This is a genomic window from Hymenobacter norwichensis DSM 15439 (genome assembly GCF_000420705.1).
In the GTDB taxonomy this organism is placed as follows: Bacteria; Bacteroidota; Bacteroidia; order Cytophagales; family Hymenobacteraceae; genus Hymenobacter; species Hymenobacter norwichensis.
On the sequence record NZ_ATVL01000012.1, the window covers coordinates 187,515 to 210,785 of the forward strand.

The 23,271-nt window shown below is 55.6% G+C and carries 17 protein-coding genes; 9 read left to right on the plus strand and 8 right to left on the minus strand.

From position 1 onward, the window contains the following. Positions 1 to 25 precede the first annotated feature (25 nt). The 6 genes from G536_RS0123570 to G536_RS0123595 all read left to right on the plus strand — a co-directional run bounded on the left by G536_RS0123570 (position 26) and on the right by G536_RS0123595 (position 10,199). The gene (locus G536_RS0123570) at positions 26 to 2,032 is read left to right on the plus strand and encodes a 7TM diverse intracellular signaling domain-containing protein (protein ID WP_084708828.1); all 2,007 of its coding nucleotides are present in this window, start codon (positions 26 to 28) and stop codon (positions 2,030 to 2,032) included. 654 nt (positions 2,033 to 2,686) lie between these two features. Next, positions 2,687 to 5,680 carry a SusC/RagA family TonB-linked outer membrane protein gene (locus tag G536_RS29585; protein ID WP_169515153.1) on the plus strand — a complete coding sequence of 998 codons (2,994 nt, stop codon included), beginning with the start codon at positions 2,687 to 2,689 and terminating at the stop codon, positions 5,678 to 5,680. Positions 5,681 to 5,708: 28 nt separating this feature from the next. After that, a complete protein-coding gene (locus tag G536_RS0123580) occupies positions 5,709 to 7,259 on the plus strand; it encodes a RagB/SusD family nutrient uptake outer membrane protein (RefSeq protein ID WP_022826077.1) in 1,551 nt (516 codons plus the stop codon). Between the two features lie 37 nt (positions 7,260 to 7,296). Continuing rightward, on the plus strand, positions 7,297 to 8,118 hold the full coding sequence (locus tag G536_RS0123585; RefSeq protein WP_022826078.1) for a PKD domain-containing protein: 822 nt from the start codon (positions 7,297 to 7,299) through the stop codon (positions 8,116 to 8,118). Positions 8,119 to 8,165: 47 nt separating this feature from the next. Beyond that, positions 8,166 to 9,035, plus strand: coding sequence for a glycoside hydrolase family 16 protein (locus G536_RS0123590; RefSeq protein ID WP_022826079.1), 870 nt, complete (start codon positions 8,166 to 8,168; stop codon positions 9,033 to 9,035). A gap of 327 nt (positions 9,036 to 9,362) precedes the next feature. Next, positions 9,363 to 10,199 carry a glycoside hydrolase family 16 protein gene (locus tag G536_RS0123595; protein ID WP_022826080.1) on the plus strand — a complete coding sequence of 279 codons (837 nt, stop codon included), beginning with the start codon at positions 9,363 to 9,365 and terminating at the stop codon, positions 10,197 to 10,199. A gap of 6 nt (positions 10,200 to 10,205) precedes the next feature. Here G536_RS0123595 and G536_RS0123600 read toward each other — a convergent pair whose 3' ends face one another. From G536_RS0123600 to G536_RS0123625, 6 genes are all read right to left on the minus strand, one after another. After that, positions 10,206 to 10,718 carry a hypothetical protein gene (locus G536_RS0123600; protein WP_022826081.1) on the minus strand — a complete coding sequence of 171 codons (513 nt, stop codon included), beginning with the start codon at positions 10,716 to 10,718 and terminating at the stop codon, positions 10,206 to 10,208. A gap of 64 nt (positions 10,719 to 10,782) precedes the next feature. Then, entirely contained in the window at positions 10,783 to 12,519 is a 1,737-nt protein-coding gene (locus tag G536_RS0123605) for a phospho-sugar mutase (RefSeq protein ID WP_022826082.1), read from the minus strand. 124 nt (positions 12,520 to 12,643) lie between these two features. Then, the gene (locus G536_RS29590) at positions 12,644 to 13,885 is read right to left on the minus strand and encodes a T9SS type A sorting domain-containing protein (RefSeq protein WP_022826083.1); all 1,242 of its coding nucleotides are present in this window, start codon (positions 13,883 to 13,885) and stop codon (positions 12,644 to 12,646) included. A 480-nt stretch (positions 13,886 to 14,365) separates the two neighbouring features. Next, the gene (locus G536_RS31145; RefSeq protein WP_022826084.1) at positions 14,366 to 15,118 is read right to left on the minus strand and encodes a DUF6000 family protein; all 753 of its coding nucleotides are present in this window, start codon (positions 15,116 to 15,118) and stop codon (positions 14,366 to 14,368) included. Between the two features lie 191 nt (positions 15,119 to 15,309). Then, positions 15,310 to 16,443 carry a 4-hydroxyphenylpyruvate dioxygenase gene (hppD, locus tag G536_RS0123620; protein ID WP_022826085.1) on the minus strand — a complete coding sequence of 378 codons (1,134 nt, stop codon included), beginning with the start codon at positions 16,441 to 16,443 and terminating at the stop codon, positions 15,310 to 15,312. A gap of 132 nt (positions 16,444 to 16,575) precedes the next feature. Then, complete coding sequence (locus G536_RS0123625; protein ID WP_022826086.1) at positions 16,576 to 17,493, minus strand: DMT family transporter; 918 nt, start codon at positions 17,491 to 17,493, stop codon at positions 16,576 to 16,578. Between the two features lie 94 nt (positions 17,494 to 17,587). Here G536_RS0123625 and G536_RS0123630 point away from each other — a divergent pair, with 94 nt between their 5' ends. From G536_RS0123630 to G536_RS0123640, 3 genes are all read left to right on the plus strand, one after another. Next, the gene (locus tag G536_RS0123630; RefSeq protein ID WP_022826087.1) at positions 17,588 to 17,983 is read left to right on the plus strand and encodes a hypothetical protein; all 396 of its coding nucleotides are present in this window, start codon (positions 17,588 to 17,590) and stop codon (positions 17,981 to 17,983) included. Positions 17,984 to 18,136: 153 nt separating this feature from the next. Further along, positions 18,137 to 18,481, plus strand: coding sequence for a DUF952 domain-containing protein (locus tag G536_RS0123635; protein WP_022826088.1), 345 nt, complete (start codon positions 18,137 to 18,139; stop codon positions 18,479 to 18,481). A gap of 159 nt (positions 18,482 to 18,640) precedes the next feature. Next, entirely contained in the window at positions 18,641 to 19,354 is a 714-nt protein-coding gene (locus tag G536_RS0123640; protein WP_022826089.1) for a hypothetical protein, read from the plus strand. Between the two features lie 51 nt (positions 19,355 to 19,405). On the opposite strand, the gene G536_RS0123645 is transcribed toward G536_RS0123640, so the two are convergent. Together G536_RS0123645 and G536_RS0123650 are read right to left on the minus strand one after the other, a co-directional pair. After that, the gene (locus tag G536_RS0123645) at positions 19,406 to 20,848 is read right to left on the minus strand and encodes a carbohydrate-binding protein (protein WP_022826090.1); all 1,443 of its coding nucleotides are present in this window, start codon (positions 20,846 to 20,848) and stop codon (positions 19,406 to 19,408) included. A gap of 524 nt (positions 20,849 to 21,372) precedes the next feature. Then, the gene (locus G536_RS0123650) at positions 21,373 to 23,271 is read right to left on the minus strand and encodes an ABC-F family ATP-binding cassette domain-containing protein (RefSeq protein WP_022826091.1); all 1,899 of its coding nucleotides are present in this window, start codon (positions 23,269 to 23,271) and stop codon (positions 21,373 to 21,375) included.

A 23,271-nucleotide genomic window follows, 5' to 3' on the forward strand; every position in this document is an offset into this window, starting at 1 on the left:
GGCTTTTCGTACCTTCGGGAGCCTTATGAAACGCAGTCTACCCTATACTCTATTCCGTTGTTGCCAGTTCCTGCTGCGTAATACTTTGTGGGTGTGTCTATTGGTGGCCTTTACCAACGCGCAAGCCACAGCAGCCCCAGTACCGGCCGATACCATGCAGGTGCGGGCTGGGCTAGAAGAAGTGTTCATCGACCCGCACTATTACAGTGTCCTCCAGGATTCGTCGAGTACGCTCACCCTTTCTGATGTGCAGCAGCCCACCCGCGCCGCGCAGTTCGTCCGCGGCGACCAAGTGGCCACGAACATGGAGCACCCCGGCGCAGCCTACTGGCTCCGGTTGATTGTACGAGCCAAGGGGCCCATGGCACAGCATTGGTACCTGGAACTGTTCGATTCGCACACCAACGACATTCGGTTCTACCCGTTTGCCGACAGTCCCAGGGACATAGTGCACACCGGTGCCGACTACCAACTGGATTCGCGCCGGTTTCCGTACAAGAACTTCCTGTTCCGGCTGCCATTGGAGGCCGACCAGACGCACACGTTCTACCTGCGCCTGACTTCCAATTCCAAGACCAGCTTTCTCAGCCGCCTGCGCACTGAGCAGCCCCTAGCCGTGCACTTCCAGACCGAATATGGCTTGTTGGGCGCGTTCTATGGGGTGCTGCTGATTATGGTGGTGTATAACCTGTGCCTTTACCTGTTCATCGGCGAGCAGACCTACCTGCGCTATGTGCTGTATGTACTCAGTTGCAGCTTGGTGTTTTTGTCGGAGGATGGGCTGGGATTCCAGTACTTGTGGCCAGGTTTTCCCGCTCTAAATCAGCTGGTTATTGCCTGTTCGCCCATTTTGTTGCTGCTGACTTTCAGCTACTACGCCCGCCACTTCCTCGACTCGCCGCAGCGCTTGCCTGCCTATGATGCTTGGGTGCGCCGCGTGGTGCTGGTAAGTGCCGGCGTGCTGCTGCTCGATACCATCTGGCTGCATTCGGAGTGGGGCTTTTGGTTGTACTTGCTACCCTACGGCATGATTTATTATGCTGCTTGGCAGGTATGGCGGCATGGATTTCGGCCGGCACGGTTTTTCCTGCTGGCGCACGCGCTGGTGGCCATCAGCGTGGGTTTCCTAATTCTGCGCAAGCTGGGAATCAACACGTTCACCAATACGGCCACTGTGTACAGCATGAACGTGGCCTTCGTGATTGAGGTGGTGGTGCTGTCATACGCGCTAGGCGAGAAAATCAAGGGTATCAAAGACGCCACCATCCGGGCCCAAGACAAGATGGTGAAGCAATTGCGCAAAAAGCACCAAGCACAGGATATGCTGGTAGAGCAACTGCGTCAAAACCAAGAGCTTAAGGATCAGTTGAACACCGAGCTGGAAGACTTGGTGGCGCGCCGCACGCAGGAACTACACCAGCAAAGCGAAACTATTGCCGCCCAGAACCGGGAGTTACTGCAAGCTAATGGGCTGCTGGCTTTGCAGTCGGCGGCCATTGAGAAACTGAACCTGGACCTGGAGCGCGACTTGTACGCTGCTCAAACGGCGCGGGTACTGTCCAAGGAAGTGGACTTCGGCGAGTTCAGCCAGATTTATCCTGATAAAGATGCCTGCCTGACGTATCTGGCCAACCTAAAATGGGCTGATGGCTACCACTGCCGCAAGTGCGGCCACGAGAAATATTGTGATGGCCGAGAGCCACATTCGCGTCGCTGTACTAAGTGCCGCTATGTGGAATCAGCTACGGCTTATACGCTGTTACAAAAGTGTAAATTCTCTATTATCAAGGCTTTCTATGCCGTGTTTCTGATCTATACACACAAGGGCAGCTACTCTTCGCAGGAACTGTCCAGAGTGCTTGACCTGCGTCAGGGTACCTGCTGGAGCTTCAGCCAGAAGGTAATGGATGCCATGCGCCGCCGCCGCTTGGCCCCAGACTTCGAGGAAAGTGAAGGCTGGACCCATGTACTGTTGGATGCCACTAGTACCAATGAAGATGCCTTGGTGGCAGAAGCCGAAGAACGAAGCTGAGTAATAGGCACTGGACAGTGAGTAAGTGCTACCTTATATGTCAAAAATATTATTGGAAAAGTGGGCCTTTTAGCTCACTTTTTTCATTGTTTTTTAGCTGACAGCTTTGCAAAGGAATAAGTGGCTTAGCGGCCAAATGGATGCATAAAAGGGGCGCTTTGCTTGTGCGCTAAGTGTATAGATAAGTTGTTGGTAAGGTGTAAAAACGCTTTTTTTAGCCCGTATAGGCACTTTTTACTATTGCATTTCCGCAACAACCTCTGATATATTTGAGCACTCCTATTGGTTTCAGCTCTCGCATCTAACCGGGTAGCAACCTCTAGTAAGCTTCCTACTCCCGTCTGCCAACGAGCTCCTTTACTATTGTGCTGTATTCGGTATCGGTTCTAGTCCTCAACTAATTGTTGGAGAAAGTTTCGGCCAGCACACGGGGCTCATTTGATTCCATCTGCCTGAGAAAAGCACCCCGGCAAAGTATATCCCACGCTTAACCCATTTCCCAATAATTCCCACACACTCATGAAGCAAAACCTACACACTCAAACCCTACTGCGGCGAGCCATATTGCTGGCGGCTTGTGGTGGGCCAGTAGTGGCCGCCCCTGCCAGTGCTGGTAATTCTCTTTTCAAGAGTACGTCGGCAAACGATTGCGCTATGCTTGCCGAAGTTCCAGTGTCGGGCCGTGTAACGCAGTCGAATGGCGACCCACTACCTGGTGTGACGATTATAGTAAAAGGTACCACCGTTGGTACGTCCACTACAGCCGATGGTACGTTCACTTTAAATGCTCCGGAAAACTCCACGCTAATATTCAGCTACGTGGGCTTCGGCCGGAAGGAAGTGCCGGTAACTGGCGCCACATCCAGCCTATCGGTAACGTTGCTGGAAGACAACCGCGCACTGAGCGAGGTAGTGGTAGTAGGCTACGGTACGCAGGAGCGCGGCAGCGTAACGGGCGCCATTTCATCAGTAGGCGCGGCGGAAATTGTGCGCCAGCCTGTGCCCGACGTGACGCAGGCCATTCAGGGTAAAGTATCGGGTGTGACCATCACCTCTAACGGCGGGGCGCCGGGCGGGGCAGCCGGTACGTCGGTGCGGGTGCGGGGTATTACCTCGGCCGGTAATAACAACCCGCTGTATGTAGTGGACGGCTTTCCGCTGCCTGACGGCGGCGACAACCAGTTGAACGCCATCAGCCCAAATGACATTGAAACAATTGACATCCTGAAGGATGCTTCGGCCACGGCTATTTACGGGGTACGGGCAGCCAACGGAGTAGTTATCATCACTACCAAGCGGGGTAAGGCTGGCAAAACCTCCTTCAACTTAGATGCTTACCGCGGCGTGCAAACCGTGGCCCGCAAGCTGGATTTGCTGAACGCCGAAGAGTACGCCACCATCAACAACGAGTCGTTGCTGGCAGCGGGCAAGCCGATTGCGCTGGACAAGCTACGTGACCCTTCCACACTGGGCGAAGGCACCGACTGGCAGGACTTGCTATTCCGCCGCGCCAAAATTCAGAACTACGCGCTGTCGGCTACTGGCGGCAGTGAGAAGTCCCGCTACGCGTTGTCGGGCTCTTATTTCCAGCAGGACGGTGTGGTGCTAGGTTCACAGTTCGAGCGTTTTACGTTACGGGCCAACGGCGACGTGCAAGTGGGCAAGATGCTCAAGATTGGCAACAGCATCTCGCTCACTCATCTAAACGACCGGCAAGTAACCAGCAACGACGGCGAATATGGCGCGGTGCAGCAGCTTCTTCGGATTCCGCCCACGGTGCAGCCTTACCGCCCTGATGGCTACTGGTACCAGCCTAATAGCGCCTCCGACAATTTCACCGAGGAAAACCCATTGGCTACTTCGCAGCGCGTCAACCAAAAATTCACCCGCAACCGGGCCATTACCACATTCTACGCCGAATTGGAGCCGCTAAAAGGTTTACGCTTCCGCACCAACGTCGGCGCCGACCTTATTTTCGATAACTTCAACAGCTTTGCGCCGAAGGGACCGGAACTAGCCGGCTACACTCAGCGCTACATTACGGCCGGGGCCCGCGCTACTTCCAGTTACGCGCCCAGCTACCTGATTGAAAATACGGCCACTTACGACCATCTGTTTGCCGAAAAGCACCAGGTAACTTTTCTGGTGGGCCAGTCGGCGCAAGAGTTCAACTACAGCAACGTAGAGGCTAACCGCTCCATGTTCCTGCGCAACGACTTGCAGGTAATTAACGCCGGGCCAATCAATGCGTTGCTCACCAACGCGGGCTCCATCGACCCGTCCCGGCGCCTGGCCAGCTACTTCAGCCGTCTCAACTACGAGTTTGCCGGCAAGTACATCTTCCAGGCAGTTGCGCGCTACGATGGTTCCTCGCGGTTTCAGCCCGGCGAGAAGTTTGGCTTTTTCCCTGGGGCCTCGGCTGGCTGGCGCATTTCCGAAGAAGGATTTTTGCAGGGCAACAACACGATCAGCAACCTGAAGCTGCGCGTTGGCTACGGGCGCGTAGGTAATGAGCTGAACGCTGGCCGCTTTGCTTACCTATACACCATCAACTTTGGGGCAGTATACCCGCTTGGGTCGGATGGCGCCATTAACACGGGCGGCGCGCCAGTACGGCTGCCGAACCCCAACCTGCGCTGGGAATACAACGACCAGACCAACGTTGGTATCGACCTAGGCTTTTTGGATAACCGCTTCGAGGCTAGCATCGACCTGTATAACCGCAACTCGCCTAACCTGATTGCGGGAGTACCGCCGTCCTTGGTGTCGGGTACCTATGAGTCGGTAAATGCCAACGCAGCTTCAGCTTATAACCGTGGTATTGACGTGGGGCTGACTTCGCATAACTTCAACGGCTCCGGTGCGGACCTGAATTGGACGACCATCCTGAACGTGTCGGCCTACAAAACCCGGTTGGAATCCTTGGGGGCCGGGGTACCATACAACGGTATAAGCTCCTTGAGTGGTACCATCGTACGCTACGACGTAAACCAGGCATTTGGCTCGTTCTTCGGCTACGTGAAGGAAGGTTTGTTCCAGACCCAGGCCGAAGTGGACGCCGCCCCCCGGCAGCCCGGTGCGGCCCCCGGCGACATCCGGTACCGTGACCTGAACGGCGACAATGTCATCACCGATGCTGACCGTAAGTTCATTGGCAATCCGAACCCCAATTTCACGTTCGGTATCACCAACAACCTGACTTTCCGCAACTTCGACCTGAGCTTCTTCATTCAAGGCGTGCAGGGCAACGATGTGTACAACCTCAACCGCTACATCACGGAAAGTGCCCTTTATAGCACCACCAACGGTACCAGCCGCATTCTGAACCGCTGGACCGGCGAAGGTACTAGCACCGATGTACCGCGCGCCATCAACGGCGACCCCAACAACAACCTGCGGGTATCCACTCACTTCATTGAGGATGGCTCCTATGTGCGTCTCAAGAACCTGACCTTTGGTTACACCTTGCCCAAGAGTGTGATGAGCCGCATTTCGGCCAGCCAGCTTCGAGTGTATTTCTCGGCCCAGAACCTGGCCACGCTTACCAAATACACCGGCTACGACCCCGAGGTGAGTGCTAGTGGTGTTGACCGGGGTATTTACCCCCAGACGCGGGTGTTCATGGGCGGCCTGAACATCGGGTTCTAATTCTCTCCAAATTCCCACTTACCTGATCATGACTATCTCGAAACTCACCTGCGGCGCCTTCCTGCTGTCGTTAGGATTACTGACTGGCTGCGGCGAAAAATTCCTAGAAGAAGCTCCCGCCGACCAGATTACCGACGCCAACTTCTACCAGACCCAGCAGGATGCTATTCAGGCTACCACGGCGGCCTATAGCGAGCTGACCAAGGAAGGCCAGTACAACCTTTCCATGTGGGCCTTTGATATTATGGCCGACATTTCGGTGACGGGTGGTGACGACGGCAACGATGGTATCGAGTACAAGCAGCTCGAAGCCTTCAACATCCCGTCTACCAACACTGTGATAAACCGGCTGTGGGGTGGTAGCTTCATTGGCTTGCAGCGCGCCAACCTGGTGCTGCAAAAGGTGCCGGGCATTGCCAACATGGACCCCGATATCAAGAAGCGCTGCCTCGGTGAAGCCCAATTCCTGCGAGCTAAGTACTACTTCGACCTGGTGCGAGTATATGGCGACGTGCCGTTGTTCACGGCCCCACCAGCCAGCCCAGCCGCCGTAAATATTCCGCGCACGGCAGCCGCCGAAGTTTACAAGCAGATTGAGCAGGATTTGACCGACGCCATCGGCAACCTGCCGCCATCTTACAGCGGCGCCGACCTAGGCCGAGCTACTAAGTGGGCTGCAACAGGTCTGTTGGCCAAAGTGTACATCACGGAAGCAGCAATGGGCGACGCTAGCAAGAAAGCTTTGGCTGCCCAGCGGGCCCGCGAGGTAATCAATAACTCCGGCAAGACGCTGTGGGCCAACTACGGCGACAACTTTAAGGTAGCCAACGAGAACGGGCAGGAGTCGCTGTTCGAGGTGCAGTTTATAAACGGCCGCAACGAGTACGACCGCAACAACGTGGGCTCCTCAATGAACGAGTTTTTCGGGCCTCGTGGTGCCAACCAAACGCCCGGCAGCGGCTACGGCTTCAACATTCCAGAACCCGATTTTGTGAACGGCTACGAAACTGGCGACACCCGCAAAACCGCTACCGTTTGGGTGCCCGGTGATGTATACCCCGATGGTACTCGGCAGGCTCCGCGGGCTACCGGCTCACCGTTTGGCTACAACTGCAAGAAATGGTTTGTAGGAAAGGTAAACACCAACATCTGGGATTCGGGTTTGAACGTGCCGGTACTACGCTTGGCGGAGATGTACCTGATTCTGGCCGAAGCCGTAGGGCCTACTACTGAAGGGCTGGAGGCCATCAACAAAGTGCGCCGCCGGGCTTTCGGCTTGCCCATCAACACGCCATCAGCAGCCCGCGACCTGACTTCCAGCACCACCGATTTCACGGGGGCTGTACTGCGCGAGCGGAAATACGAGCTGGCTTTCGAGTTCGATCGGTGGTTTGATTTGAAGCGCTACAATGGCACACAATACGGCCTGATTCCGGTAATGACGGCCCAGGCCGCCTACCTGCGCAGCCTCAACCTGGGCATCAACCGCGGCATTCCAACCGAGAAAAACTTGGTGCTGCCCATTCCACAGTCGGAGTTGGATGCCAACCCCGGTTTGAAGCAAAATCCTGGCTACTAAGCCCCCTTTCTCACGACTTCTTAGTGCTTCATAAGCAATGAAACATATCCTGAATAAAGCGGTGCTGGCCTTCTTGGCCGGCACGCTCCTGCTCACCGCCTGCGACAAAGAAGACGAAGGTAAGTTGGAAGGTCCCAAGCCCGAGTCGAGCTTTACGGCCACAGCGCCCCGAGTGGTGGGCCTCACCTCGGAAGTGACGTTTACTAGCACCAGCACCAGTCCCGATGCCTTCCTTTACCAGTGGGACTTCGGCGACGGTACCATTGGCTCGGGCAAAACCGTTACGCACGTCTACACCCAGGGCGGCACCTTCAAAGCGAAGTTGACCACAGCCGGTCGGGCCGGTACTACCACCTCTGCTACCCAGGACGTGGTAATTGCCTCCACGCTGAACCTAGTAAACCAGCTGCTAACGGGTGGCTCGTCGCGCACTTGGATGATTGACAATGCTGCCAACGCCCCCATTGCGGTAGGTACCGAAGCCTCGCCCGCTACTTATTTTGCGGGAGTAGCCGCTGGGGCGCTGCCCACTTGCCAGTCCGACGACGAGTACACCTTCTCGACCAGTAACACGTTCACCTACAATGCCAAAGCCCAGACTTTCTCGGCCGCGGCTGGCTATATCTGTACCACGCCGGAGTCGGGTACGTCGCCGTTCGTGTTTGGTCCGGCCGTAGGCACTGGCTTGGCTCAGCTCACCCTCAGCCGCTCGGGAGCCTTCATTGCCGCCACCGATGCTTCTCCTACCGAGCGGGTGTACCGCATTCTGAGCATCGACAGCCAGAAGATGACCTTGCGCGCCGGGAGCGGCCAAAACGGAGGTACCGTATTCACTATCAAAATGGTAGTGAAGCCATAGGCAGCCTCCTATTGGCTGTTTAGTACTACTACCATAAGCGCGTTTCAATGACTACTGTAATTGAGCGGGTACGACGCAATGCATTTCTTGGGGCCGGCTGCATGCTGGCCCTGAGTCTGGCGTCGTGCACCGAAACCAAAACCAAGAATATCCCGGCCCCGACGCCTACGGCAACGGCGGTGAACGAGGAAGCGCGCGACTACGCCCAGTACACCAACCAAGTGTGGAGCGACGAATTCAACACCAGCACCCTCGACCTAACCAAATGGACCTGCGAGCTGGGAGCCGGCGGCTGGGGCAACAACGAGCTGCAAACCTATACCAGCTCCACCGACAACGTGCTGGTCGATGGCAGCAAACTGATAATCAGGGCGCGGCAGCAGGGAAGTAGCTACACCTCGGCCCGGCTGATTACCAAGGGCAAGCAGAGCTTCCAGTTCGGCCGGACGGATATTCGTGCCAAGGTGCCGAAAGGCAAAGGTGTGTGGCCCGCCATCTGGATGCTGGGCGCTGACATCGACCAGAACAACTGGCCGGTGTGCGGCGAAATCGACATCATGGAACTGCGTGGCAGCAAACCCCGCGAGATGCTTTCCACCATGCACTACGGCAGTAGCTCGGCTACGCACCAGTACAAAGGCACTACCAAGCAGCTAACCGCCGACCTATCCGACGACTACCACTTGTTTTCGGTGGTGCGTAGCAAGAATCTGATGCGCTTTTTCCTGGACGGGCAGGAGTATTACCGCTTCACTAATACCGACGTCGGCAGCTATGCTTACCCGTTCAATAACCCGTTTTTCGTGATTCTGAACGTGGCTGTAGGCGGCAATTTCGACGGCAACCCCGACGGCACTGCCACCTTCCCCCAGCAGATGGAGGTGGACTACGTGCGGCACTACCAGTATCCACAATGAGTAACTGAGTAAATCGTTTCGAATGCCTAACTGCACTGTAAGAACGAGTTACTCAATCACTCAGCTACTCGCTCACAAAGGCTATTCCGGCGGGGATTTTTTGGGAATTTGACCCGCCGGACTGGGCGGTGGCTGCACCCGGAGTAATGGAGGCCGGGTGCGGCTGCCCCCATTTGTTACCGCAACGTCCTGCGGGGTTGGCTGGGGCCTGTCTACTACTTAGTTGCATTGTTGCAGCGAAGCAGTAGGCAGGCCCCAGCCAACCCCGCAGGACGTTTATTTTGTTGAAGAACTACTCATAATGAGTAAGAGTTTGCACTTTACTACATGATTTCCACCTTTATATCTGGCTTCCTGCTGTTGAGTGATATTTTCGGTTCCACTCAACCAGTTTCTGCCCCACCTGCTAAACCGCGCTATACTTTTCGTAAGCTAGCTTGGAGCGACGAGTTCAACTACACTGGCCTGCCCGATTCCACTAAGTGGAAGTACGACGTAGGCGGCAACGGCTGGGGCAACAAAGAGCTACAGTACTACACCAAAGCCCGCCGCGAAAACGCCCGGGTAGAAAGCGGCAACCTAATAGTGGAAGCCCGCCGCGAAGCCCTGATGCCCGCCAACGAGTACACCTCCGCCCGCCTGCTGTCCAAGGGCAAAGGTGGCAGTATGACCTATGGCCGCTTCGAGGTGCGGGCTAAGATTCCAGGCGGGCGCGGCACTTGGCCTGCCATTTGGATGCTACCCGACCAGAACCCCTACGGCAACCACAGCTGGCCCGACAACGGCGAAATCGACATCATGGAGCACGTCGGCTACGACCCGAACGTGATTCACGCCAGCACCCACTGCAAGGCCTACTATTTCCGCATCAACAACCAGAAAACCAGCGTCACCAAGCTACCCGACGCCACCACGGCCTTCCACACCTACGCCGTAGAATGGACGCCTGAAACCATTACCGCCGAAATCGACGGGCAGCTCTACTTCGCCACCCGCAACGAGGGCACCGGCTGGGAAGCCTGGCCCTGGGACAAGCCGTTTCACCTGCTGCTTAATGTGGCCGTCGGCGGCGAGTGGGGCGGCCAGAAGGGCATCGACGCCGACGCCTTCCCCCAGCAGATGCTAGTGGATTACGTGCGGTTTTACCAGATGAAGAAGGAATAGAAAGTATTATTTTGTCACTTCTACGTTGAGCAATTTGCTCAACGAGGCAGCAGATCGTATTGCTTCTTCCTGATCAAGGTAAGCTGCAATAATTCCTATCGGTTTACCGACAACACTCAGAAGAACCTGCCATTTTCTTTCTGTTGCCTTCGACCCAAGCTCTACCGGTACACCATCGGTTAGAGAAAGGTAGTGTGAGTGACTGTAAGGCTTGACTACAATATGGCTTATTGCAGGTAGCGGTTGCCATTTTCCGAAGCGTAGCCCCGCTATCCAGAGATAGGAACGGTAGCGTTGATGGCTAGTATCTAAAGAGAACCTTTGCTGATAAGTGCAAACGGCAATTATCAGCGCCAATCCCACCGCACTTGCTACCCACATGGCAGCAATAATATCTAGACCTGCGTATGCAGCCAGAGAGAAGGCAGGTAAGAAAACGGCTAAGGCTGCTGCAAAACCTTTATGTACATGTTCTAGCAAGAATTGTCTTCGCAGAACACCGTCGTAATGGGTTGTCATACTCTAAAATGAAATAGCCTAGCAGTGTTCCTGCTAGGCTATTATTTGTCTGCTGCAATAGCTTCTATTTCAACTGCATATCCTCGATGATGGCTTCAATCTTTTCGTTGAGCTGCTTTTCCACTAAGGCAAAATCAACGTGCGACTTGAGCGGGGCTTTTACGCTGAAGTAGAACTTGATTTTTGGCTCGGTGCCGGAGGGGCGGGCCGATATTTTGCTGCCGTCGGCGGTGATGAACTGGAGCACGTTGCTGGATTCCAGGCCGGTGGGCGTTTGCTGGCCAGTACGTAGGTCGTGGAGCAAGCCGGTTTTGTAGTCACGCAGTTCCACCACTTCCGAGCCGGCAATGGTAGCGGGCGGGTTGGCGCGCAGGCCGGCCATCATTTCCTGAATTTCCTCGGCGCCGCGTTGGCCTTTCTTGGTGAGCGAAATCAGATGCTCGCGGTACAGGCCGTAGGTGGCGTACATCTGGGTCATTTCCTCGTAAAGCGTACGGCCGTTGTCCTTGGCTACGGCGGCCATTTCAGCAATCATGGCGCAGGCTGATATGGCGTCTTTGTCGCGCACGAAGTCACCGATCATGAAGCCGTAGCTTTCCTCGCCGCCGCCGATGTAGGTGGCTTTGCCTTCCAGTTCTCGAATCAGGCCGGCAATGTACTTGAAGCCGGTGAGCGTCTGGTAGCTCTTCACGCCGTACGAATCGGCAATGTCGCCCAGCATTTCGCTGGTTACGATGGTGTAGACGATGAAGTCTTTGTCGGTCATCTGGCCGGCTTGCTTGCGCGCCGACAGCAGATAATAGGTCAGCAACGCGGCGGTCTGGTTGCCGTTCACCAGCACCCATTCGCCCAGCGTGTTCTTCACCGCCATACCCACCCGGTCGGCGTCGGGGTCGGTGGCCAATACGATGTCGGCATCCAGCTCCTTGGCTTGGTCGAGAGCCATTTGCATGGCTACTTTCTCCTCCGGGTTCGGCGACAGCACCGTGGGGAAGTTACCATCCGGCGTGGCCTGGCCTTCGACAACGTGCACGTTGTCGAAGCCGAGTTGCGCCAGTGCTTTGGGTACCAGCGTGATGCCGGTGCCGTGCAGCGGCGTGTACACGATTTTCAAGTCGTGCTGACGCTGGATGGCGGCGGGGTTGATGCTCAGGGCCTTCACTTTGGCAAGGTAGGCCTCGTCCAGCTCTGCCCCTATGATGTGCACTTTCGACTCGTCGGCCTGGAACTTCACTTCATCCACGGAGTGAATGGCTTCTACCTCCTTGATGATGTTTTTGTCGTGGGGCGCTACCACTTGCGCGCCGTCGTTCCAGTACACCTTGAAGCCGTTGTACTCCTTGGGGTTGTGGGAGGCCGTAACCACGCAGCCGCTCTGGCAGCCTAGCTGGCGGATGGTAAACGACAGCTCCGGCGTGGGCCGCAGCGCCTCAAACAGATACACGGTAATGCCGTTGGCCGAGAAAATGTCGGCGGCAATACGGGCGAATTCCTTGCTGTTGTTGCGCGAATCGTGGGCAATAGCCACCTTGATTTCCTGACCGGCAAACTGCTGCAACAGGTAGTTGCTGAGGCCCTGGGTAGCCATGCCCAGCGTGTAGCGGTTCATGCGGTTGGAGCCGGCACCCATCACGCCGCGCAGCCCGCCCGTCCCGAACTCCAGGTCGCGGTAGAAGGCATCGGACAACGCATCTTCCTGATTTTGGGCCTGTAGTTCCCGGATTTCGGCTTGGGTAGCGGCATCGTAGTTGCCGGTGAGCCAGGTGTTTATTTTCTGCTGAACTGCGTCGGTAAGGGCCATGAGGGGGGAGTTGAAAGAATAGAGAGCAAGTGTGGCGGTAAAGAAAGAGGATTTACGTTAAAATCGGGCAGCCGGCGGCCGACCGATTTGGCGTTTGCAGTTACTCCGGTTCACAGCCAGAGGTTTATTGATTGACGATTTTTCTGGAAAAAGTGCCCGCGCTGGACTTAATGCGCAGCACGTACGAGCCCGCCGGGTACGGCACCAGATTGATGGTTTGGGCCATCTGCGTGGGCTGAATGGCCGTGGAAAGCAGCGTTTGGCCCTGCATGTTCTGCAAGCTCACTTCCACGGAGCCCGTAACCCCCGCCGCACGCTGCACGGTCACGCTCTGCCGAGCCGGGTTCGGGAACACCTGCGCACTTTCCAGTGGCGCGCTAGTTGCGGTAGCCATTGGGGTGGCTAGCCACGGGCTGGTATTCAACTCGTAGAGCCGCTGCGGAATGGTGATGATGTTGGTAATCCGCTCGTTGGAGAGATAGAGCCGGTACCGGTCGATGAACGTCACGCCCTCGGCCTGCCCGATTTGGATGGCGTTGGGCAACTCAATGCGGCGCTTGTTGCCGGCAAAGAACTTGGTGCCCGTGAAGTCGGAGAGTAGCCACAGGAAGGTGGAGCCGTTGCTGTTGTTATAGCCCAGCAGGCAGGCCTCGGTGCCGGTGGGGTTGACACTAGCAGCCGTAATCAGGCCGTTTACGTTGAATCTGGCCTTCAGGCGGGCGACGTGCGTGCCGGGCGTGGCGGGCACCGTGTAATACTTGGTCTGGCGGTCTGCCCAGTTTTTGGTGAACAGGTGCAGGGAGTCGTTGGCGTAGAACAGCGCCTCGCAGTCGAAGTTGTGGTTGTTGGTGCCGGGCGTAAAGGTGGTCTGGTCGGGGTAGCTGAACTGGATGGCCTGGGCGTCCACGGTGTCCAGCGCGGCCGAGTTGATGTCGGCTTTGCGCACCCGCAGAATCCGCAGGTCGGTCCGGTCGCCGTTGTTGTTGCCAAAGTCGCCGATGTAGAGGTACTGCGCGTCGGCGGCCAGGTCTTCCCAGTCCACATTGGGAAAGTTGCCGATGCGCACGCGCTGGGTGATGTTGCCGGTGGCGGGGTCGAGCTTGTAGAGCAGGGGGGAGTTGCCGCTGTCGTTGAGCGTCCAGAGCTGCTGACTGGTGTATTGCAGCGCCGAGGTTTCGGCAATATCAGCGGGCAGCGTGGCCCTGGTAGTGAGCGTGGTAGCGGTGGTAGCGTACTGGCACGAGCCGTCGTTGACGGTGGCGGCGGGGCTGTAGTTGGTCGCCCGCGTATCGGGGCAGCCGGTGGTTTGAGCGCGGGCCTGGAAGGCAGTCAGCAGAACTAGAAGTAGCGTAAATTTTTGAAGCATAAGCAATAGCCGTTTTGTAGCCGTAAAGAACGCCACAGTACGGGCCGCTTCCGAGATACTTGGACGAAATATTTTAGATATGGAATATCTAAGCTGGGACTATACAGCTAGAGTCTGTAGATAGTAACTGAAAACGGGTGCTTAAGAAGTAATGTAGACCGTCATGCTGAGCTTGTCGAAGTATCTCTACCGCTCCGTTGCAATGCTGAATGCCTTACCTCAGTAGAGATGCTTCGACAGGCTCAGCATGATAATTAATAAACACACTTTTATTTAAATATAAAATGGTTTGGTAATTAGTAAAAGGCTAAGTGGTGTTTTACTAATTGAACGCACTTTCGCCTCGATAGTATTTGTAACGTTGAGGCATTGGCGTTGTGGTAGAAATAAAATTATGTCAGCTGAATATATCACAAAAAGCTAAATAGCAGCACAAATGTTGAGCCTATGCTGGTCAGCCGCCATAATGCCAATGCAATGTTAGCTGCTGTATTGATTAAGATTTTTGAGTATAGTTATTTGTTCGGCAACATAATCTATTGAAAGGTTTTCAACCCTGTCGTTGTCGATAGATGATAGTGATTGTAGATAATCTTCAGCGACACCTTTCCCTTCTTGTTGTTCTAAAAGCTTCGCAAGTGCCAAAGCTTGTTGATTTTCAAGTGGTTTTCTGTCTTGTTCTAAACGTCTCCAATTTTCAAAGTGTCTTTTACAGTTTTCAGTCTTGTCTATTGAGTCCAAATAAAGCAAGGATTCCATTACAGACTTTTGGTCAAAATATAAACTCGGCGTTGTAAGATAATAGTCAAGATACTGATTTAGAAAGCCAACACTTTTATCCGTTTTAAAAAAGGTAAGTGTCAGAGCGTAAATGTGTCCAACACAGCAGAATTCACTTTTTAGAAGATGATTGCCGATGATGTCAATAAGTTCTTGGTAGCCCTTCACTGCTGCGAAATAAGCACCTACTAATCTTGTTCGCCAATTGAAGTCACCCAAGAGGGAAATACATACGTCGGTCGTTATTTCGTTTTTGATTTCTTTAATTTTATCAATCCATCTGGTGTTATCATAAGAAGCAATTTCCATATAAAATGGAACTGCCCACTTCTTTATGAAGTCAGCGGATAATTCACTTTCATTTTTATGAGTCGGCAAATCTGCAAAGAGTGATTTGTGTCTAACCGTTGCACCAGCAGAATGAAATTTCGCCATTTCGTTTAAGTCGTCCATAATATATCAGCTAACATTCTTATTGCCGAAACTGGCGTGTCTCTCAAACTTCGGTTATATCTGCTTAGCCCGCAAATGTGTCTCGGTTATATATCTATTGGTGGCATTATAACCGAAACAGCCACTACAGCACAACGCCCGCTTCATCTTTAGAGAAGCGGGCGTTGTGTACATGCTGGATTGGTTAGCGGCTACAGATTCCCGCGCAGCCCCTGTTCCCGCTCAATGGCTTCGAACAAGGCCTTAAAGTTGCCTTTGCCGAAGCTCTTGGCGCCTTTGCGCTGGATGATTTCGAAGAACACGGTGGGCCGGTCTTCCACCGGCTTGGTGAAAATCTGGAGCAGGTAGCCTTCCTCGTCGCGGTCCACCAGTAGGTTCAGGTCGCGGATGCTGTCTAGGTCCTCATCGATGTGGCCGACGCGCTCCAGCAAGTCGTCGTAGTAGGAGGCAGGCACCGTCAGGAACTCCACGCCGCGGCGGCGCAACTCGGTTACGGTCGTGCGGATGTCGTGGGTGATGAGGGCCATGTGCTGTACGCCCGGCGAGTGGTAGTAGTCGAGGTACTCCTCAATCTGGCTTTTCTTCTTGCCTTCGGCGGGCTCGTTGATGGGGAACTTCACAAAGCCGTTGCCGTTGCTCACCACCTTGCTCATCAGGGCCGAATACTCGGTGCTGATGTCCTCATCGTCGAAGGTGATGAGCAGCTTGAAGCCCATGACGTCCTCGTAGAACTTCACCCACTGGTTCATTTCGCCCCCGCCCACGTTGCCTACGCAGTGGTCAACCACTTCCAGGCCCACCGGCGCGCCTTGCGGTACCTTGCTGGTGCGAGCCACGAAACCGGGCAGGAACGGGCCGCGGTAGTTGCTGCGCTCCACGAAGGTGTGGATGGTTTCGCCGTAGGTGTAGATGCCAGCCAGCGTCACGGAGCCGTTTTCGTCTTCCATCGTGTAAGGCTCGAAAGCCACTTTGGCGCCGCGGCTGGTGGTTTCCTCAAACGATTTGCGGGCATCGTCCACCCACAGGGCCATCACCTTCACGCCGTCGCCGTGCTGGGCCACATGCCGCGTGATGTCGGAGTCGGGCAGGAGGGAAGTGGTGAGCACAAAGCGGATTTTGTTTTGCTGCAACACGTAGCTGGCTCGGTCGCGCACGCCGGTTTCGGGGCCAGCGTAGGCCACCAGCTCGAAGCCGAAAGCCGCTTGGTAGAAGTAAGCCGACTGCTTGGCATTGCCGACGTAAAACTCCAGGTAATCGGTGCCGTTGAGCGGCAGGAAGTCCTGGGCGGGTTGGGCCAGTACTTCTGGCGAGGTCATGGTTTGCATGGGAGGATGGGTGAGGGTGGGACTGGTGGAAACGTGGGTAAAAATAAGGTTTATTGTGGATTGATGTAGGAAGTTAGGAGCTAGTTCCCCTCAGATGAGGAGGGGAGCTAATATTCTAGATCAGCTCCTAACCTAAGCTGGCCGAGGTACAGCTTTTCTCTTGGCTCCTAGCTGTGCTACCAGAATACCAGTTAGCACCACCGCCCCACCAGCCAGCTGCGGACCCGTGACGGTGCCGCCGTAGGTAAGCGCAATCAGCACCGAAAACACCGGCACCAAGTTCATAAACAGGGCTGCCCTATCGGGCCCGATTTGCACGAGGCCCCGGTTCCAGCTGATGTAGCTTAGGCAGGTACCCAGGACGCCCATTACCAGCAACGGCAACCAGAACCCCACGAATGGAAACGTAGCGTACGGCGCGGCCACCAGCGCCGGGGCAGCCGGCACCGCCAGCAGCAGTAGCCCCAGCAACGACGTAACCGCAGTAGTTTCCAGTGCGGGCATACCTGACAAAAACCGCCGTACCGATACGTGGTTGAGCGCAAACGCCAGATTCGCTAGCAGAAACCATACGTCGCCGCGTGAGAAGCTGAGGCTGCTGAGCGTGTCCCAACTGCCTTTGGAAATAACGACGAGTACGCCCGCCAGGCTCAGGGCCGCGCCCAGCCACTGCCGCGGCGTGAGCCGCGTGCCTAGCATCTGGGTGGCCAGCAGCATGGTCGTGACGGGGTTCAGGCCTATAATGAGCGTGGCATTGACCGGCGAGGTGTACTGCAAGCCCTCGAAAAACGCATAGTTGAAGAGAAACACGCCAGCTCCCGCCACTACTAGAATTCCTACCCAGTGTGCCCGCACCCGCGCCCAGCAGAAGCCGCCGCCCACCAGCATCAACCCCAGCAACGCCGCGCCACCCACCGCGTAGCGCAGCGCGGCGCCGGCCAATGGCGGCACAAACTTCAGAACCGGCACGGCTAGGTGGAAGTTGAGCGCCCACGAGGCCACGGCCAGCGTAACCAGCGCATAGCTGCGAACAGAGGAAGACAGATTCATGGTTCTTTCGTAAAATTGGGACAAGTGCGGGAGCGGCACGCGAAAATGCCGAATCCTGACCACCTTTGCAGCCTAAACCTATTGCCTACCCCTTATGAATCTGGAAGAGCTAAACCGCGCCCTCGTTACCCTGATCGAGAAAAAGCAAGTCCTGCACGACATGAAGTACGATGATGCCCGCTACGACGACGTGGAAGAGGAACTGCACGACTTGGAAGACGACTTCAACGACGAATACGGCACCTACCTGGAAGCCGCCCTCGACAAAGTGCACACCGAACTCAATTCCGATACCGACGTGCTGCTGCCCACGGCCTACTTGCCCTCCAGCACCGGTGGCAAACCTTCGCCGAAAGAAGGCGTGTGGGTTGATTCCGAGAAATATCCCGGCAAAGAAGCCCGCATCACGCTGGTGCCCAACCCTACGCGCATCATGCTCACCGTTGGTAAAGCAGTGCAGCAGGAGCTTTGGAAAGCTAGCCAAGGCTGAAAGCATCAAGCTACGTCTTAGCTCATAACGTGTCATCCTGAACGCAGAGAAGAATCTGGGTAGTGCAGTAGAATCTTTTACTACACCACCCAGATCCTTCTCTGCGTTCAGGATGACGCTTTTTTTTCAATACCAACGCCCTACCCTCCACATATGCTCTACCGCATAGCCGAACCAACCGATTGGCAGCAGGCCAAGAGAACCGGACTTTTCGCCAGCGCCGATTTGGTGGCGGAAGGCTTCATTCATAGCTCCGAACAGACGCAGATTCTGGAAACCACACGCCGCTATTATGCTGGTCGTACCGACTTAGTGTTGTTGGAGTGGGATGAAGATGCGCTGACGGCCGCCGGAGTGCGGGTGGAGTGGGAGTGGGTGGAAGCTCGGCAAGAGCATTTCGCGCACGTTTTTGGGCCGGTGCCGCTGGCGGCCGTGCGGCGGTGGTGGGCGTTTGCTCCAGCTACCGATGGACAATTTGCGTTGCCTACCGATTTGTGAGTGAGTTGGTGGCTTTGCATACAACCATTGGCTGGATTGTTGCCTCCGTTAGCTTGAAAACTGCTACTCCCTCTCTCACGTTCTATGCGATACTCTATACTATGGGCATGCCTGGCGGGGCTAGGCCTTACAAGCTGCGGCGCCTCCACTTTCCTAGCCATGCGCCCAGCTCAGCCCGATGGCTCCAGCGTAAACGGCCACCCCACCAGCACTAAATATCAAACCGAGGACAGCGTGGAAGTGAAGCTAAGCTTCGTGCGCTACGACGCTACCGAGCTGGTGTTTGAGGTGGAAATTGGAAACGACTCCAAGCGGCCGGTACTAATTGAGCCTGCCTCATTTTTCTACGCGCCCATTGATACGGCCGTGGCGCTGCGGCCTAGTGCCCAGCCTATGTTGCCCCGTATAGCCGCCATCAACCCGGAAACGCGCCTGAAAACCCTCACGGCCAACCTGGAAACCGAAGCTGCTAAAGCCGAAAAGGTGAGTTGGTTTGAAATTGCTACCACCGTCACGCAGGTAGCCGAAAGTGTAGCCAGCATCAAAAAGAAGGAAACTGAGGCGCAGGTAGTTGAGCGAGAAGAACGCCATGCCAGCACCAATGCCTACTTCGCCAACCAGCGCGAGCAGCACGCCCAGAACGCCGACGACCTCTACAACCAGCATCAAAGCTCCCAATCAGTGCTATTGCGTACCGCCAAGCTGCCTTCTGGTGAGTACGTCAGCGGGCAGGTGAACTTTCCCCGCACCGATACGGCCCGCCGGTTGCGGTTCGTGCTGTTCTACAACGAGCGGCCTGTCACCTTCGACTTCAACCAAACTCCGGAAAAGGTCAGTTACAGTCCCATGGGCGAACTAGTGCAAGCCCACTAAAAAGCATAAAGGCCAGCCGTGAGGCTGGCCTTTTATCGTCGTGCGGAACGGTTATTCTTTGCTGAACCGGATGGTTTGCTTTTGCTGGTCGGCGCCCACAACTACCAGATTGTACAGTCCGGGTGCCAGCTTCGATACGTCTAGCGCTTTGCCATTGTATGCGCCAGTCCACACGGGCCGGCCCTGCATGTTGAGGATGCTTACCTGAGTACCCGCTTTGGAAACACCCGACAAAGTGAGCTGTCCGGCTACTGGGTTAGGGTAGAGGGCCAGTCCGGCTGCAGCGGTGGCAGAAACCTGCTGAGCATCGGCAGTGGTGGTTTGAGCCATGCGGGCCCCGTTGGCTTTAGTGATGCGCAACCAGTTGAAGTTCCAACCGCCGGCCTGCGCGTACACCCCAAAATTATACGTGCCGGCATTTACGTACACAGTCTGCGAAACGGTGGTCCAGTTTTGCCAGCCACCGGTAGCCGGAATTGTTACGGTACCGAGTTGCGTGGAGCCAGCGTTGAGGTCGGAGGACAGGCGGCTGCCGCTGGGGCTGGCCACGCGGTACTCGATGGTATAGTTGCCCGAGGTAGGGAAGTTGACGTTGTTGTAGGCCATCCAGTCGCCGGCATCAATATAGGCTACGTTCTGGCCGCCGCCCGTGTCGGTGGTGTTTTCCAGTTGCACACCGTTCATCGAGCCATAGCTTTCGGCCTGAATTTGGGTAGAGGTTGGGGCCGTGGTGCCGCCGGTTTTCTGGTATACCCGCACGTAATCGACGTACATGGTGGCGGACAGCTTGCTTTCATCTACGGTCTGGCCAGGCCAGTTGCCGGCTACGGCCAGGTTCAAGAGCAGGAAGAAAGGCCGGTGAAATTCCTCGGTGCCGCCCGCATTGTTGAGGATGCTCATGACGTGGTACTGGGTGCCGTCCACAAACCAACGGATGGCGCTGGCATCCCATTCCACGGTGTAGACGTGGTAGTCCTGGGGCGTGGTGATGGTATTGCCGCCGTATTCAGCATGGCCGTTGCTGTCCCAGTGCGGGGTACCGTACACCTTGTTCTCGGAGTTGATATGCTCCATGATGTCAATTTCGCCGCAGGCTGGCCAGCTAACCGTGTTAATGTTGCCGCCCAGCATCCAGAAAGCCGGCCACAAGCCTTGGCCCAGTGGTACTTTCAGGCGAGCTTCTATCTTGCCGTAGGTGAACTCCTTACGACCCTTGGTAATCATGCGGGCCGAAGTGTAAGGCATGCCGCCCACGGTTTGCTTGCGGGCCGTAATCAGTAGGTTGCCGTTGGCCACGCTGGCGTTGGCAGCCTGGTAGTACTGCTTCTCATTGTTGCCCCAGCCACCGCCGCCGGTTTCAAATTGCCAGTCGGGGCTGATGCTGCCGTTGAACTCGTCGGCCCAGACAAGTTGGTAGGTTTGGGCCTGCACCGCCGAGTGACCGAGTACGGCTAGCGCTGCTGCGCCAAGCAGTGTGTGTAAGATCTTTTTCATGGTGATTGGGGGAGTTGGTTGGAAGAAAAAAGTGAGCAGAACAAGTCCAATGTTCGCACTCCTTTCTTCAAACGCAAGCCTCCAAGACGCACTACATTAGGCTTACTAACGCCTAAGAACCAGACGCCAGACACTTACTACACACGTATTAGTAAAGAATTTATAGCGTTGGATTATCTCCGTTTTCAACGACCTGCAACCTGGGTGTCGTTTAGAAAATAACTCACCCAACCACTACTTGCCACGAAATTTCTCTAAATGCCAAAATCTTATTTCTGTTAGCCGTGGTACTCCGAGGTATATAATATTTCCATATATAAACCTCGGCCGATGTCGAGACGCGGCATTTCGCGTCTCGACGTCATTTAGTTGAACAGGTCAAATGGCGCGGACGACAAGACGCGAACCGAAGGTTTACAAAGCCAACTGTCCCGTCTTTACAAAAGGTAGAGAACAGATACGGTGAAACGCAAAACGGCGCTGGTAGAAACCAGCGCCGTTTGGATTGAGATATATTTTGGAAGTTACACTAAATCAGCTAGTTCCAGCCACCGCTCTCCCTTGCTGTCCAAATCGGCGTCGGTGCGCTTGAGTTGGGCGGCCCAGTCGGCTAGCTCGGTATGGGAGCCAGTGCCAGAATTCAGCTTCTCAATGAGCTGTTGCTTCAGGATTTCCAGTTGCTCGATTTCCTTTTCCAGCGTTTCGTACTCCTTCTTCTCGGCGAAACTGGCCTTGCGCTTAGGTGCCGCAGCGGCAACCGGAGCAGGCGTAGCAGTCGTAGGGTTCACCGACTTCAGGGCCTTCTCGGCGTCGCGGGCAGTGTTGTCGGCGGGTTGCTCTTGCAGCCACTCGCGGTAGTCGGTATAGTTGCCGGGGAACTGCCGGATTTTACCGGCCGGCTCCAAGGCAAACACCTGCTCCACCAGCGCATCCATAAAGTACCGGTCGTGGCTCACGATAATCAGGCAGCCTGCAAACTGGAGCAGGAAATCCTCCAGAATGTTGAGCGTGATGATGTCGAGGTCGTTGGTCGGTTCGTCGAGAATCAGGAAATTGGGGTTCTTGATGAGCACCCGCAACAGCTGCAACCGGCGCTTTTCGCCCCCGCTCAGCTTGCTCACCAGCGTGTACTGCTGGGCCGGCGGAAACTGGAAGTGCTGCAAAAACTGCGAGGCAGTGACCACGCTGCCATCAGCCAGCTCAATTACCTCGGCCACTTCCTTCACAATGTCAATCACGCGTTGCGTAGGGTCGAATTCCAGCTCGGTCTGGGTGTAGTAGCCGAACACGGTGGTCTGGCCTGCGTCTACGGTGCCGGAATCAGGAGCCAGTTGCTTGGTAAGCATATTGAGCAGCGTGGTTTTGCCCGCGCCGTTGGGGCCTACCAGGCCAATCCGATCCTTCTTCTTGAACACGTAGCTGAAATCGGACAGCACCACTTTGTCGCCAAACTTCTTGCTCAGGTGCTCTACCTCGATGATTTTGCCGCCCTGCCGGGTGGTTTTCACCGACAGCTCCATCTCTGGGCCTTTGATTTTGGTCTTGGCCTTTTCTTGGGTTTCGTAGAAAGCGTCGATGCGGGCTTTTTGCTTGGTACCGCGGGCCTGGGGCTGGCGGCGCATCCAATCTAGCTCTTTGCGGAGCAGGTTGCGGGCCTTTTCCACTTCGGCGGTTTCCATCTGCTCCCGGTCGGCTTTCTTCTCCACGAAGTAGGCATAGTTGCCTTGGTAGCGGTGCACGCGGCCCTGGTCCAGCTCCACTATTTCGTTGGCTACCCTATCGAGGAAGTACCGGTCGTGGGTTACCATCAGTAGGGTGAGGCTCGGGGAAGCCAACCGGTTTTCCAACCACTCAATGGTGGCCAGATCCAGATGGTTGGTCGGTTCGTCGAGAATCAGCACATCGGGCTCTTCAATCAGCACGCGGGCCAAGGCTACGCGCTTGCGCTGCCCACCCGAGAGTTTGCTTACGTTGCGCTGCAACAGCTCGCCCAGGATGCCTAGCTTACCCAATATCTGTTGCACCTGCGACTCGTAGTCCCAGGCGTTGTACGAGTCCATTAGCTCCATTACCCGCTGCAAATCGGCGGGCTTGTGGTTGGGGTCGTTTACTACGTGCTCGTAGTCACGGATAGCAGCCAGGGTATCGTTTTGGCTGGCGAAGATGGTTTCCTCTACCGTCAGCGTTTCATCGAACACCGGCTGCTGACCCAAAAACGACACGCGGGTGTCTTTGCGGGTACTTAGGCCACCAGTATCTGGCGGCTCCAAACCGGCCAAAATACGCAGCAGTGTGGTTTTTCCTGAGCCGTTGATACCGACAAGGCCCACACGCTGGCCTTGTTGCAAACCAAAGTTCAGTTCCCGGAAAAGCCACCGGTCGGCGTAATTCTTCGAAAGGTTTTCAGCAGAAAGCAGATTCAT

Coding starts and splice junctions, on each gene's coding strand:
- G536_RS0123625 (WP_022826086.1), bottom strand. CDS start 17,493: ATGAATCTGTCTTCCTCTGTTCGCAGCTATGCGCTGGTTACGCTGGCC.
- G536_RS0123570 (WP_084708828.1), top strand. CDS start 26: ATGAAACGCAGTCTACCCTATACTCTATTCCGTTGTTGCCAGTTCCTG.
- G536_RS0123640 (WP_022826089.1), top strand. CDS start 18,641: ATGCGCCCAGCTCAGCCCGATGGCTCCAGCGTAAACGGCCACCCCACC.
- G536_RS0123645 (WP_022826090.1), bottom strand. CDS start 20,848: ATGAAAAAGATCTTACACACACTGCTTGGCGCAGCAGCGCTAGCCGTA.
- G536_RS0123600 (WP_022826081.1), bottom strand. CDS start 10,718: ATGACAACCCATTACGACGGTGTTCTGCGAAGACAATTCTTGCTAGAA.
- G536_RS0123630 (WP_022826087.1), top strand. CDS start 17,588: ATGAATCTGGAAGAGCTAAACCGCGCCCTCGTTACCCTGATCGAGAAA.
- G536_RS29590 (WP_022826083.1), bottom strand. CDS start 13,885: ATGCTTCAAAAATTTACGCTACTTCTAGTTCTGCTGACTGCCTTCCAG.
- G536_RS0123635 (WP_022826088.1), top strand. CDS start 18,137: ATGCTCTACCGCATAGCCGAACCAACCGATTGGCAGCAGGCCAAGAGA.
- G536_RS0123650 (WP_022826091.1), bottom strand. CDS start 23,271: ATGAATCTGCTTTCTGCTGAAAACCTTTCGAAGAATTACGCCGACCGG.
- G536_RS0123580 (WP_022826077.1), top strand. CDS start 5,709: ATGACTATCTCGAAACTCACCTGCGGCGCCTTCCTGCTGTCGTTAGGA.
- G536_RS31145 (WP_022826084.1), bottom strand. CDS start 15,118: ATGGACGACTTAAACGAAATGGCGAAATTTCATTCTGCTGGTGCAACG.
- G536_RS0123605 (WP_022826082.1), bottom strand. CDS start 12,519: ATGGCCCTTACCGACGCAGTTCAGCAGAAAATAAACACCTGGCTCACC.
- G536_RS29585 (WP_169515153.1), top strand. CDS start 2,687: ATGCTTGCCGAAGTTCCAGTGTCGGGCCGTGTAACGCAGTCGAATGGC.
- hppD (WP_022826085.1), bottom strand. CDS start 16,443: ATGCAAACCATGACCTCGCCAGAAGTACTGGCCCAACCCGCCCAGGAC.
- G536_RS0123595 (WP_022826080.1), top strand. CDS start 9,363: ATGATTTCCACCTTTATATCTGGCTTCCTGCTGTTGAGTGATATTTTC.
- G536_RS0123585 (WP_022826078.1), top strand. CDS start 7,297: ATGAAACATATCCTGAATAAAGCGGTGCTGGCCTTCTTGGCCGGCACG.
- G536_RS0123590 (WP_022826079.1), top strand. CDS start 8,166: ATGACTACTGTAATTGAGCGGGTACGACGCAATGCATTTCTTGGGGCC.